This is a genomic window from Novosphingobium sp. BAM6, from assembly GCF_057784955.1.
This window is the reverse complement of the sequence record NZ_JBYNTR010000003.1, coordinates 56,774-70,741: the sequence shown is the minus strand read 5'-3', so window position 1 is coordinate 70,741 and position 13,968 is coordinate 56,774. Positions and strand designations below refer to the sequence as shown.

At 62.3% G+C, this 13,968-nt stretch carries 8 protein-coding genes; 4 read left to right on the top strand and 4 right to left on the bottom strand.

Annotated features, from left to right (window positions below; translation table 11 throughout):
* Positions 1-94: 94 nt before the first annotated feature.
* From AC3EC3_RS12270 to AC3EC3_RS12260, 3 genes are all read right to left on the bottom strand, one after another.
* Complete coding sequence (locus AC3EC3_RS12270) at positions 95-862, bottom strand: class I SAM-dependent methyltransferase (protein ID WP_488489903.1); 768 nt, start codon at positions 860-862, stop codon at positions 95-97.
* A 77-nt stretch (positions 863-939) separates the two neighbouring features.
* Positions 940-2,436: a glycine betaine/L-proline transporter ProP gene (proP, locus tag AC3EC3_RS12265; protein ID WP_488489902.1), complete on the bottom strand. Its 1,497-nt coding sequence runs from the start codon at positions 2,434-2,436 to the stop codon at positions 940-942.
* A 268-nt stretch (positions 2,437-2,704) separates the two neighbouring features.
* Positions 2,705-3,049, bottom strand: coding sequence for a hypothetical protein (locus AC3EC3_RS12260; protein ID WP_488489901.1), 345 nt, complete (start codon positions 3,047-3,049; stop codon positions 2,705-2,707).
* A gap of 204 nt (positions 3,050-3,253) precedes the next feature.
* Here AC3EC3_RS12260 and AC3EC3_RS12255 point away from each other — a divergent pair, with 204 nt between their 5' ends.
* From AC3EC3_RS12255 to AC3EC3_RS12240, 4 genes are all read left to right on the top strand, one after another.
* On the top strand, positions 3,254-6,220 hold the full coding sequence (locus AC3EC3_RS12255) for a TonB-dependent receptor (protein ID WP_488489900.1): 2,967 nt from the start codon (positions 3,254-3,256) through the stop codon (positions 6,218-6,220).
* A gap of 95 nt (positions 6,221-6,315) precedes the next feature.
* Entirely contained in the window at positions 6,316-8,538 is a 2,223-nt protein-coding gene (locus AC3EC3_RS12250; protein ID WP_488489899.1) for a GH92 family glycosyl hydrolase, read from the top strand.
* Positions 8,538-9,941: a family 43 glycosylhydrolase gene (locus AC3EC3_RS12245; protein ID WP_488489898.1), complete on the top strand. Its 1,404-nt coding sequence runs from the start codon at positions 8,538-8,540 to the stop codon at positions 9,939-9,941. The genes AC3EC3_RS12250 and AC3EC3_RS12245 overlap by 1 nt, the downstream gene beginning before the upstream one ends.
* The gene (locus AC3EC3_RS12240) at positions 9,938-13,087 is read left to right on the top strand and encodes a glycoside hydrolase family 2 TIM barrel-domain containing protein (protein ID WP_488489897.1); all 3,150 of its coding nucleotides are present in this window, start codon (positions 9,938-9,940) and stop codon (positions 13,085-13,087) included. The genes AC3EC3_RS12245 and AC3EC3_RS12240 overlap by 4 nt, the downstream gene beginning before the upstream one ends.
* Positions 13,088-13,114: 27 nt before the next feature.
* Here the strand turns inward: AC3EC3_RS12240 and AC3EC3_RS12235 are convergent, their stop codons facing one another.
* The gene (locus AC3EC3_RS12235; protein ID WP_488489896.1) at positions 13,115-13,963 is read right to left on the bottom strand and encodes a shikimate 5-dehydrogenase; all 849 of its coding nucleotides are present in this window, start codon (positions 13,961-13,963) and stop codon (positions 13,115-13,117) included.
* Positions 13,964-13,968 lie beyond the last annotated feature (5 nt).

The following is a 13,968-nucleotide window of genomic DNA, read 5'->3' as shown; positions in this document are numbered from 1 at the left end:
GCTTTAGCCCCCTTCTACCCTACCTTTACCCTGTCTTTAGCCCGGCTTTGCCCATTTCGAAAAAAGCGCCGAAAAGCCTTTATCTTCCAATGGCTTAGCGCGACTTTCGGAATTTCAGCACGAACTGGTCGGTTTCGCCACGGATCGAGGGATCGAACACCGTTTTGGTATGATCATCGTTCGGATTGGTCAGGACAGTCGATTCCCCGGCGAGCTTGAACCCGGCCGCCGTGACTTCGCGGATCACTGTCGCCTTGTCGATACGATGCTTGGTCGACGTGCCCGAAAGCCCTGAACCCGGCGTGTCGGCATGGTCGATGATCATGTAGATACCGCCGGGTTTCAAGGCCTTGAAGACCGCCGCGTTGAACGCGTTCAGGGCCGTTTCGCCACGGTTGTTGTTGATGTCGTGATAGTTCTGGACCGTCCAGAACAGATCGACGGGACGCGTAACGCTCGGCAGGTCGCTGGACTGTACCTCGGCCGTCACGTTCGCCATCTTGCGCGCTTCCAGCGCGGGAAGCGCCTTGGTCGCATACTTCGCACCCCACGCGGGCCAGATCGCAAAGACATGCCCCTTCGGTCCAACGACATTGGTGAAGATCCGCGTCCAGTAGCCAGAGCCCGGCAGGAAATCGATCACGCTCTGTCCGGGCTTTACACCCGCAAAATCAAGCACCTGCTCTGTCTTGCGGCGGGTATCGTCGCCCTGCTGGTCTGCCCGTGAAGGCGATGCCAGCGCGGCTTTTACGGCAGCCTGGCCCGATGAAGTCAAAGACGGCGAGGCGAATGACGGCGATGCAAGGCCAGCAACGACAAGAGCGGCGAACGGCAACGAAAGCGTCCGGAGGGGGAAAGACATCGGTTTTCCTTTGCAGCGAGGGCGCTGCCCAGAATGCCGCGTCCATCCCCCTTATCAAGCCCCTAAGTCACTTTCTGTCAGGCTGCAGACATCGCCGGTGCAGGCAGTTCGGAGCGTGCGGTAGCGAGTTCGGGCAGTGCAGGGTCGACGGTTACCGGCTCGTCCCCGCGAACCAGTGCCACGGCCTCGGCGCGAGTCTCGACAGCCGGAGGGGAGCCGCGCAAGGGCAGCCCTGCGGTCTCGCGCACGGTCATCATCGTGACCAGACCGATCGTCGCGGCGGCCATGAGGTAGTAGGCGGGGACAAGGGGATCGCCGGTTTTCTCGACCAGCCATGCCGTCACCAGCGGCGTCGTACCACCGAACAGCGATGTCGAGACATTGAAAGCGATCGACAGGGCGCTGTAGCGGACCGGGGTGTAGAACAGCGCCGGCAAAGTCGCAGGCATCGAACTGGTAAAGCACACCAGAGCAATCCCCAGCAGCATAAGTCCCAGGAAAATCAAGGCATCGCTGCCCGTTCCGATCAGCAGCAGGCAGGGCACCGACAGCAGGATCAGCGCTATGCAGGCCCCCATGATCATCGGCTTGCGACCAAGGCGGTCGCTGAACATGCCGCCCATCACGTTGAGCGGCATCATCACCACCATCACCAGAATGATCAGCAGCAACCCCTTGCTCTGCGCATAGCCCATGGTGACAGTGAGATAGTTGGGCATGTAGGTCAGCAACATGTAATCGGTGACGTTGAAGACCAGCACCAGCCCCATGCACTTCGCCAGTTGCGGTGCGTGCAGCCGGAACAGGTCGGCAAGGCGCGGACGATCGCTTTCGCGGGCGTCGATTTCAGCCGAGTAGGCCTGAAAGGCGGGCGTTTCCTCCAGCTTGAGGCGCATATAGAGGCCCAGCAGGCCGAGGGGGCCCGCGATCAGGAAAGGAATACGCCAGCCCCATGCGAGCATCTCGCTGTCGCTGAGTGCGAACTGCAGGGCGGTGACGGTTCCCGCTCCCGCGATATAGCCGCCCAGTGTCCCGAACTCCAGCCAACTGCCAACCATGCCGCGCCGTCGGTCGGTCGAATATTCGGCCAGGAATGTTGCCGCACCGCCATATTCCCCACCGGTCGAAAAACCCTGAACCAGACGCGCGACAAGCAGCAGGACCGGCGCGGCGATACCGATCTGGGCATAGCCGGGAATGAACCCGATGGCGAACGTCCCCAGTGCCATCATGATCATCGTGAGTGCCAAAATCTTGTGCCGCCCGTAGCGGTCGCCAAGCGGGCCGAACACGAGCCCGCCCAATGGTCTGACCAAGAACGCTGCGGTAAACGTCGCCAGCGTCGCGATCAGTTGAACGGTGGGGCTTCCGGCGGGAAAGAAAACGTGGCCGAGCGTGATGGCAATATAGCCGTAGACGCCAAAATCGAACCATTCCATGGCATTACCGAGTGCAGCAGCGGCGGCGGCACGGTTGAGTGTCTGGCGGTTGACGAGGGTTACATCGTCGAGGGTCAGTTCGTCGCTGGCCTTGAACCAGCCAAATTGGGCGCTGAGCGCCTGTCCTGCGGACATCTATGTCTCCGGTTCCGCCGAAAGCCCGCACGAGTGGCGCGGCGCACATGGCGAATAGCGGCTGCGTGGCAGCCTGGAAGGAAAGCGACGCCAGTGTGCGGCATCAAGCGAATGCGGGCCTTACAGCAAATCGATGCGTTTTGGGGCCAGCATGGATGAAGCGTGGTCTCGGCGCGATGAGTCGAGCAATGGCGAGGCGTTCGGGCTGCCGAGGAATTGAAAAGTATTGTTTATTTTCAATATATTATGAATGACTTCATGATGGATGTCATGTTTCTTCGGTTTTCGCAGCCAGTTTGATTGCCTGGTATGCACCCTCACGCTCCTCTTCCGGCAGGGAGAGAATATGGGCGCTGGCCTGACGGAACGTCAGAAGCGCGACCTCATTGACATGGATTGGCGTCGTACGGCCATTGAAAAGGCGGCGCAGCAAGCGCCGCTGCGGGCGTTCGAGGGAAATGTCTTCGTCCATCGCAAGGCTGATAGAGTGTGCATAGGGCGCCCTGCAAGCCGCATCTTGGCGTGATTGGCGCAGTTCCACCGCCAACAGGATTTGTTTGACCAAAATCCCTCCAAGGCGATCGCGAAAAATATTTTTGTTATTATGGTCCATCGTATCAGTTTGATCGACAAAGACATTATTGCGAATGATTGCCTCCAGATAACGCTATCATTGCAATTTTGGCCGTCGATCTAGTCTGACAAGATTGACAGCCTCCCACCTAATGGTATGACCACTTTGCCGGCGAGACACACCCGCACGGCGCATCGGAAAGGCGGGAAAACCCGCCTCCGACGAAAAGGGGGAGGATTTTATATGTTTTCACGTGGCGTGACGTATCGCGGTCTGGTCTTCACGATGCTGGCCGGCACCATGCTCAGCTCGACGAATGTCTGGGCGCAATCCACTGCTGGTGCTCAAAGCGGCGCGGCAGAGCCAACAGCCGTTGCCGACAACTCTTCGCAAGCCTCGGAGCCGGGCAAGGACGAGATCGTCGTTACCAGCTTTCGCCAGGCCTACGCCAACGCCATCGCCTCCAAACGCAAGGAAGTGAGCATTACCGACGGCATTTCGTCGGATGGTCTTGGCCGCTTCCCCGATCTCAACGTTGGCGAGGCCTTGCAGCGCGTTCCCGGCGTCCAGATCAACCGCGAGGCGGAGGGCCGCAATGCGACGATCAACCTGCGCGGCCTGCCCGGTGAATATGCGCGCCTGACGATGAACGGCGTGGCGTTTGCCGAGCCGATCCTGTCTGAGGCAGCGCCGCTGGGGGCCTTCAATGCCGACATTTTCAGCGCGATCGTCGTCGACAAATCGCCGCTGGCCAATGCCCAGAGCGGCGGCCTTTCGGGCAACGTCGACTTGCAGATCGCCCCGGCGCTGGGTCGCAAGGACGGTGGTTTTGCCAAGCTGGCCTATGAGTACAATGAACTGGGCAGCACCGGCGGCCCCGAAGCGACGGTTGGCTACAACCATCACTTCAGCGACAATTTCGCGGTCTTCGGCGTCTTTGCCTACAAGCGCGAGAGCTTCCGTCGCGATTCCATCCTGTTCAACAGCTACACGCCGATGTCCGCTGCGCAGGCACAAGCCAATTCGGACCTGGTGGGCGCCTATTATGCGCCGTCGGCAGCCTGTCCATCCTGCACCGGAACGACATCGACTGCCGGAGTGCTCTACAACTCGCAGATCCGCCAGTATTCGCGCCTGAACAAGGGCAACCTGTTCTCGGCGGCGGGCGGCGCGGAATACCAGATCGACGATAACGCCAAGATCGGTGTGACCGGCTTCCTGACCGATCGCAAGCAGCCCAAGACCATCCAGTACATCATGGTCAATTCGCTGAACGATGCGAGTTCCCTGACCGCGTTGAGTGCTCCTGTGGCGCTGGCGGACGGGCGCTACGTGGTCAACGACTTCGACTATTCCAATCCCGTCGCGGTCTCCTCCACCCGCCTTTATGGCCAGCATCAGAAAACCTGGGGCATCGATGCCACGGGCGAATGGAAGAACGACGACTGGCGCGTGAGCGCGGTCGGTACGCTTTCGCAGGCCTCGAACAGCTCGACCGAAACCGAAGTCGATTTCGAGACGATGCAACGCACGGGCGGCAATGGGCTGAGCGGCACGATGCATACCGGTGGCGGCAATCTCGACGACTTCTCCTACACGATCAATCCGGACCCGGCGAACACCGTGGCCGGGATTTCTACCGGCGTGTGGGGCGGCGTCGCCGATCCGACGTATTACTACAACTCGGCGACGACATCGGCGCAGACCAACCGCATGCAGTTCACCGGCACGCAGAGCTATGCCACCAACAAGCTGGCGGCTGCGCAGGTCGATCTTGAGCGCACGTTCCACGGTGGCGCCCTCACCGGAATTCAGGTCGGCGGACGTTATGAGCACAACCTGTTTATTTCTCAGGGCTTCCGCACCAGCGCCTATGGCTTGCAGATCCAGAACCTGACCGGCGACGTGCTGGGCCAGAGCCCGACATCCAGCGATTTCTTCGGCGGAAACGGCGGCAGCCCGACCAGCAACTGGTACGTGACGGACATCAGCAAGTTCCTGTCCGAAGTCACCCCCGTCACGGCCTATCCGGGCGGTGAACTGTCGCCGCTGGGCTATAACATCCGGTATAACGACAACAGCTACTCGCTCTACAACTTCAGCAACGAGAACAACATCGCAGCCGTTTACGGGCAGCTCAAGTACGAATTCGAGGTCGGTGGCATCACCATTCGCGGCAATGGCGGCCTGCGCTTCGAGCATACCGACAACATCATCAATGCGCTCAACCGCGTGACGCTGACGAACTCGATCGGCTCGCCCAGTGACTTCGCGAACACCACGTACAAGCAGAGCTACAACAAGCTGCTGCCCTCGTTCATCGCGATCGCTGACATTTCCGACAAGCTGTTGATGCGTGCCGCCGCGTATCGGACGTATGTGCGCCCGCAGCCGCGCGCCTTTACGCCGGTCACGGTCGTCAGCGCACCTTCGAACGGGGTCTATTCGGTAACGCTCGGCAATCCCGATCTCAAGCCCTATAACTCGACCTCGCTCGACCTCTCGCTGGAATGGTACAACCGGCCCAACGGGATCATCTCGCTCGCCGCATTCCAGAAGCGGATCACCGGGCTGATCGCGCAGATCACCGACCCCGAACAGCTGTGCCCCGCGGACGCCAGCGCACTGGGGCTCGGTACGCTGACGATCAACGGCGACCGTTGCGAAAGCAGCCTCACCTACACGCAGGGCGGCGTCACCCAGCCCTATCTGGTCTCGGCTTCGGGCTACATGAACCAGAGCAACCCGATCACCGTGCGCGGCCTGGAGTTCAACTTCCAGCAGACGCTGGACTTCCTGCCGGGTGTGCTCAAGAACCTGGGAGGCGGCTTCAACTACGCCTACACCACCATCAGCGGCAAGACCGCGACCGGCGCGAAGGCAACGTTGCCGGGCGTTTCGAAGCATAACCTGAACGTCATCGCCTACTACGAAACGCCCAAGTACGGCGTGCGTCTGGTCTACAACCTGCGCAGCAAGTACGATCTGGCTTCGGCCGGAACGTTCACCGGCGCCGCGCGTCAGGTCCGTGCACGCGGGCAGCTGGACGCTTCGGCCTCGTACAACATCACCGATTTCCTGTCGGTTTCGGTCGATGCCTACAACCTGACCAACGCGATCCGGTACGAATACGAGAACCAGCCCGATCTGCCGCGTCGCTACGACTATGACGGTCGCACCTTTACGCTGACGCTGCGCGGCACGTTCTAAGGTGTTGCACGGGCGTCGCGGGGCTTGAGCCTGCGGCGCCTGCATCGCATACCGTTCTGCAAGTATAGTGAAAAACAGTCATGAAGGGGGAGACGATGGGGAACCGCAAACGCCTTATGCTGGGCGCAGCGATTGCGATGGTTCTTCCGTCCGGCGAGGTGATGGCCGCGGGTGATGCCGCACCGTCGGCATCGCTGGTCTCTTATGTGGACCCTCGCGTAGGCTTGGGTAACGACAATGAAGGCGATACGGTCCCTGGCCCTTCCCTGCCCGCAGGCTCGATCCATCCCAGCCCGGAAACGCTGACGGGCAGCAACGCGGGGTATGACATCACCGCACCGATCAGCGGTTTTGCGCAACTGCACACGCAAGGCTCGGGCGGGCGAACGACTTACGGCACGTTCCTGATCTCGCCGCAGACCGGCGCGCTGGCTTTCGATGAACCGGACCATCTCTCGCCGAAATCGCACGAAGAGTTCGCCGCTGACCACTATGCGGTCACGCTGGACCGCTATGGTGTGCGGGCGGAGGTGACGCCGGGGCACTATGCCGCGCTCTATCGTTTCACCTATCCTGCGGGCAAACCCGGCACGCTGGTGTTCGATATCACGCGCAAGATCGGCGGAGTACTGGCAAGCGACGGTGCAGATGTGACGCTGGACCCGCAAAGCGGTCGCCTGGTCGGTCGGGTACGCAGCAAGACCTACTGGTCTCCGGCCAATGTCGATATCTGGTTCGTCGCGCAGCTCGATCGCAAGCCGACCTCGTGGGGGGTGCGCAGTGGCGGCAAGGTGATGCCCGATGCGACGCGTGCGCAGGTGCCTGCCGATACCAAACTTGCCGCGTGGTGGCAGTTCGACACCGATCGCCCGGTCGAACTCAAAGTGGCGGTCTCCTTCACCAGCGCAGAGCGAGCCGGTGAACTGCTCGATGCCGAACTGAGCGGCAAACACTTCGCCGATGTGGAAGCAGGCGCACGGGCAGTGTGGGAGAAGGAACTGTCCCGCGCGACCATCGAAGGTGTTGGCTTTGCGGACAAGCGCCGGTTCTATACCGCGCTCTACCACTCGGTGATCCAGCCTCGCGATCGGACGCTGGATCAGCCCATTGCGGATCGCACCACGCCGCATTGGGACGACTACTACACCCTTTGGGACACCTACCGGACTGCTTTTCCGTTGATGTCGCTGCTTCGCCCCAGTGTGTACGCGGGCAACATCGCCTCGATCGTCGCCACGTACCGGCGATACGGCGCGGCACACACGGCCTTCATTTCGGGTCGCAATTACCACGTTGGCCAGGGCGGCGATGAAGTTGACAATGTGCTGGGCGAAGGGCTGATCCGCCATGTGCCGGGCGTCGACTGGAATGCGGCGGCCGAAGTCGCGCTGCACGATGCTTTCGAGGAGCGGCGACCGCGCTACCTGATAGATGGCTGGTTCGCAGTCGGGGATCGCAGCCCGGAGACCGACAATCCGCGCGCGCGTTCGGGATCGTCAACGATCGCCTATGCTCTCAACGATTTCTACGCGGCGAAGCTGGCCGAGGCGACCGGGCAGAAGGATGCAGGCGTCACCCTGCTCACGCGCTCGGGCAACTGGCGCAAGGTGTGGGATAAGGATGCGACCAGTGACGGTTACACCGGCTTTGTCTCGCCCCGCTATCCGGACGGACGCTTCCAGCCCGTCGATCCCAAGCTGGGCTGGGACGGCAAGACTTATGAGAACGTTGGTTTCTATGAAGGCACCGGCTGGATCTACTCCTACGACATGCTTCACGATGTGCCCGGCATGGTCGCCGCCATGGGCGGGCGGACAAAGTTCATCGAAAGACTGCGCCACGCGCTCGACAGCGGGCTGATCGACATCACCAACGAACCCAGCTTCGCAACGCCATGGCTGTTCAGCGAAGTGGGGCGGCCCGACCTTTCCAGCTATTGGGCAAATCGCATCTTCGCGCGCTTCACTGCCAATGCCTATCCGGGAGACGAGGACAACGGCGCGATGAGTTCGCACTATGTCTTCAACCGTCTGGGCCTGTTTCCGCGCCTCACCACCGACACGTTCTATCTCCATGCTCCACATCAGCCCAAGTCCGTGCTACGACTGGAGAACGGCAGGACGTTCACGATCCTCGCGCCCAACTGGAAACCGGGGCGTATCTATATCACCTCCGCCACGCTCAACGGCAAACCGCTGGATACAGCTTTCGTACGACAGGGTGACATCATGGCAGGCGGCACGCTGGAATTGCGGCTGGCCTCCCGCCCTAATGAATGGGGACAGACGAACCCTGATGGCGGGAAGGGACAGCGCTGATGCTACGTCACATCATCCCGCTTGGCCTTGCTGCAATGGCGCTGGCAGGTGCTGCCGGTAATCTGTTGGCATCCCCGCCAACGCCAACGTCGACGTCAGCGGGCAACAATCCCTATGCGGCCCATGCCCGCAATCCGCTGCTTCCGGGCTATTTCGCTGACCCCTCGATCGTGCACTACAAGGGTGAGTGGTTCATCTTTGCGACGATGGACCCGTGGGGCGGCGAGAAACTGGGACTGTGGCGCTCTCGCGACTTTCGCAACTGGACCTTTTCGACGCCGAACTGGCCGACCAAGGCCGCTGCGCACAGCGCGACCTCGGGTTCCGCCAACGTCTGGGCGCCTTCCGTCGTCCAAGGACGCGATGGCAGGTTCTGGATGTATGTCTCGGTCGGCAACGAGGTGTGGGTCGGTACGGCCACACATCCCGCCGGGCCATGGAAAGACGCCAACCATGGCAAGCCGCTGATCCCGCGCAACTTCCGCCCCGGCTTCCACATGATCGACGCCGAAGCCTTCATCGACGACGACGGCCAAGCCTACCTCTACTGGGGATCGGGCCTCAACTGGGTCAACGGGCACTGCTTCGTCGTGAAGCTGAAGCCCGATATGGTCACGTTCGACGGAGAAGTGCGCGATGTGACGCCGCCGCACTACTTCGAAGGCCCGTTCATGCTCAAGCGCAACGGGCACTACTTCCTGATGTCCTCCTATGGCAACACGACCAAGGACACCTATCAGGTCCGCTATGCCGTGGGCGATACGCCGTTCGGCCCCTTCCGCGAACCCGATGACAAGCCCCTGCTGGCGACAGACGCGGCGGCGCAGATCATCAGCCCCGGCCATCACGCGGTATTCCGCGTGAAAGGGCAGGACTATATCCTTTATCACCGCCAGGCGCTGCCCTTCCCCCGTGCGGGCGACGAGGTGCTGCGGCAGGTCGCGGTGGACAGGCTTGATGTGTCGGGAGAACGACTCCTCCCGGTTCGACCGACACATCAAGGCCCGGATATTCCGGGCACCGCTGCGCATCGTCAGGCAGGCCGCAGCGTGGCACTGAGCGCCTCCGCCGCAAGCGATGTGCGGCACACCGCCGAAAAGGCGGGGGACGACAACTACGCCACCGGATGGCAGGCGCCACCGGGCTCGGCAACCTCCTGGCTTCAGGCGGACCTTAGGGCAATCGGCCCGATACCTGCCAGCTATCTGCGCCCCGCAGATCTCCTGCATCCGTTGCGCTTCACCGTCGAAATCTCGCGTGACGGACGCACATGGGAACGGCGCGGAGAGTCGATCCCGGCCCAGGGCTCGCCCGTCCGCCTGCCAGCGCTTGGCGGCACGGCGCGTTACGTGCGGCTTGTGTTCGAAGGCACTCCCGATATTCTCGAATGGACTTTCCCATGAAACGCGCCGCCCTTCTTCTTGCGCTGATCGCGGGCACGGCGCTCGCCTCGGAACCGGTGCCGCCGATCCAGCCCCAGATCGATCCGCAGCGTCCGGACTGGGAGAACCCTGCCGTCTTCGCCATCGGCAAGCTGCCGGCCCGCGCCACGGGTTTTCCTTTCGAGACGGCAGCCAAGGCGATCGATGGGGACATGGCATCCTCGGCACGCTATCTGTCGCTGGACGGGTTGTGGAAGTTCGCCTTCTCTCCTTCGGTCGACGGGGCGCCCAAGGACTTCTTCCGGCGAGATTACGATGTCTCGCGCTGGAAAGAGATCAGGGTTCCGGCAGACTGGCAGGCCGAAGGGTACGATCAGGCCCGCTACAACAACATCACCTATCCCTTCCCCGCCAACCGTCCGCTGATCCCCCACGCCACCAATCCCGTGGGATCGTATCGCCGCGACTTCACGCTGGCGGCAAGGTCGGGCGAGGATACCATCCTGCACATCGGCGCGGCGGGCTCTGCCTACTACGTCTGGGTCAACGGGCAGAAGGTGGGATACAGCGAGGACAGCAAGCTGCCGTCCGAGTTCGACATCACCCGTTTCGTGAAGCCGGGTCGCAACAGCGTGTCCATCCAGGTCTACCGCTGGTCGGACGGCAGCTACATGGAGGATCAGGACTTCTGGCGTGTCTCCGGCATAGAGCGCTCGGTCTATCTCATCACCGCGCCGCGCGCGCGGGTGGATGACTTCTTTGCGAAGACCGGGCTGGCGAGCGGCTATCGCGACGGCACGCTGGATCTGAGCCTTCACGGGACCGCAGCCGCCGAGGGGCTGACGGTTCGGGCAACGCTGAAGGATGGCAGCACCACTCTCCTGACCCGCACGACGAGCCTTCGCGGGCAATCTGCCCGGATCGAGGCCTCGCTCCCGAACGTGCGTGCCTGGACCGCCGAAACGCCGAACCTCTACACGCTGCTGATCGAACTCGTCGATGCCAAGGGACATGTCGTGCAGGCAACGGCACAGCGCATCGGCTTTCGCACCGTGGCGATCCGTAATGGGCTGGTCACTGTCAACGGACGCCCGATCACCATTCGCGGCGTCAACCGGCACGAGCACGATCCCGAGACGTTCCATGTGATCTCGGAACAATCCATGCGGCATGATCTGGAGCTGATGAAGCTCAACAACATCAACGCCGTGCGAACATCGCACTATCCCAATGACGAGAGGCTCTATGCGCTTGCCGATGAGCTTGGCCTCTATGTCATGGACGAGGCCAATATCGAAAGCCACGCCTACATGGGCGCGGCCAAGGGGCATCCGGGGGAAGAGGCGCGTTACCTGCTGGGCTACGATCCGGCCTGGGAGGCCGCGCATATCTCGCGCGTCACCAACATGGTCGCGCGTGACCGGAACCACCCTTCGATCATCTTCTGGTCGCTCGGCAACGAGAGCGGCGTCGGTCCGACTTTCGAGAAGGCCGCGGCAGCAGCACGGGCGATGGACCCCACCCGGCTGATCTCGTTCCTGGGGTGGAGTGCGACCGCCGATCATCGGGTGCCGTCCTATTCCGACATCTTCGCGCCGATGTATCACAGCATCGCGCAGATGCTCGATTATGCGCAGCACACCGAGTTCAAACAGCCCCTGATCCAGTGCGAATATGCCCATATGCAGGGCAATTCCGGCGGTGGCTTTGCCGATGACTGGCAGGCGATCTACGCCCACCCCGATCGCCTGCAGGGCGGCTTCATCTGGGACTGGGTCGAGCAGTCGATGTATCGCTATACCAAGGATGGCCGGCGATACTGGGGCGATGGCGGTGAATATGGCCCCAATCCCGGCGGCGATATCGAGTTCGGCGACGGGCTGCTCCAGTCCGACCGCACGCCGAACCCGCAGTTGTACGAGGTCCGCAAGGTCTACTCCCCCGTACAGTTTTCTGCGGTCGATGCGCGAGCCGGTTTATTCCGCGTGACGAACCACAACGATTTTCGCGACCTTTCAGGCTATCGTGTCCACTGGGAACTGACGGCGGACGGCGTGCCGATCGCCCAGGGTGTCGCGCCTGCCTTGCATACAGCCCCGCATGCATCGCAGGACTTCACGCTGTCGCTGCCCGCTGTCAAACGCAAGCCCGGAACCGAATATCTTGTTACCTTGCGCGCCTACGATGCGACGCACGACATGCCATATGCCCCTGCCGACCATGCCATCGGCTGGGACCAGTTCGCCTATGGCACGGTGATCCCGGCCCCTGCCGCTCGCATAAGCGGGCAAGTTACGGTGAACGATGGCCCGGACAGCGTTACCCTCAGTGCTGGTGGTGCGACGCTGGTGATCGACCGGCATAGCGGGCTTCTCACCCGCTACACGACAAAGGATGGTGAGCTTCTGTCCGGGGGCAATCCCAATTTCTTCCGGATGCCGACTGACAACGATCTGGGCACGGGCACGGCAGACATCGCCGCGCCATGGGCGACGATGTCGCGACAACGCACGGTCGAAAAGGTCGAGATCCAGCGCGATCCCGCCGGGGCCAGGAGCATCGCCGTACGCTACGGACTGGGCGCCGGCGCCGCCGTGTTCGACAGCCGCTATACCATGCGCGGAGATGGTTCGGTGGCGGTCGAAGGGCATTTCCTGCCCCTGCGCAAGGACTTGCCCGAGCCCATGCGCATCGGGCTGGAATTCTCGTTCCCGATGCGGCTTACCCAGCTGGAATGGTACGGACGCGGGCCCTGGGAGAACTATGCCGACCGCAAGACAGGGGCGATTGTCGGCCTCTGGAAGGCGGCCCTTGCCGACCAGTATCATGACTTCATCCGGCCGCAGGATACCGGGACAAAATCCGATGTGCGCTGGCTGGCGCTTTCTGGCGGAAAGGCACCGGGCCTCTCCGTGACCGGCGACACCCCGCTGACGATGAATGCACTGGCCTTCCCTTATGAAGACTTGCGCCGACGCCCACCCGGAACCGCAAAAAGCACGGACATCGTGCCCCACGATCACGGCACCTTGCTGATCGATGCCGTTCAGGCGGGTCTTGGCGGGGACACCACTTGGAATGCCGAGGGGCGCCCGCTGCCCGACTATCGCGTCCAGCCAGTCGAGCGCCGATTCAGCTTCGTTCTGAGGCCGGTTGCGGCGCGCTGATCTTGACGGCGCGCCGCGTCGCTTGCGTCACGCCTTGCGCAGCCTCGCCGCGACCGCCTCGCCGTGCGCGAAAGCCGCTGCCTCGACCACCACATCGGGTTCGGGGCGAATGCCGGTATAAAGCACGAATTGCTCGATGGCCTGAAGCACGATCACTTCGGCGCCCGAGATGATCCGTTTGCCCGCCTCCTGCGCGGCAAGGATGAACGGCGTCGCCGCGGGTTGCGCCACCACATCGAAGGCGAGTTCGCATGCGGCGATCTGTTCGGGCGAGAAGGCCAGAGCATCGGCCTGTCCGCCTTCCATGCCCAGCGGCGTTACGTTGATCAGGACGGCGGCGCCCTCCTCCGGCATGTCGGCCAGCCAGTCATAGCCGTATTGCGCGGCCAGTGCCGGGCCGCTTTCGGGATTGCGGGCGACGATGGTGCCTTTGGTGAAGCCGGTATCGCGCAGCGCGGCGACCACGGCCTTGGCCATGCCGCCGCTGCCGCGCAGCAGAAACGGCAGGGCCGGATCGACACGGTTGCTTTCCAGAAGATCGCGTACCGCGCTGTAATCGGTGTTGAACCCGGTCAGCGCGCCATCGTCGTTGACGATCGTGTTGACGCTGTCGATCGCGGTGGCGGACGGATCGAGCCCGTCGAGCATCGGGATCACCGCTTCCTTGAACGGCATCGAGATCGCGCAGCCGCGAATGCCCAGCGCGCGAATGCCGCCGACCGCCGCGCCAAGATCTGTAGTGCTGAACGACTTATAGAGATAGTCCAGACCGTAATGATCGTAGAGCCAGTTGTGCAGGCGCGAGCCCGCATTGCCCGGCCGTGCCGACAGCGACATGCACACCCGCGTGTCGCGGCCGATGGTGGTACGTTCCATGTGTC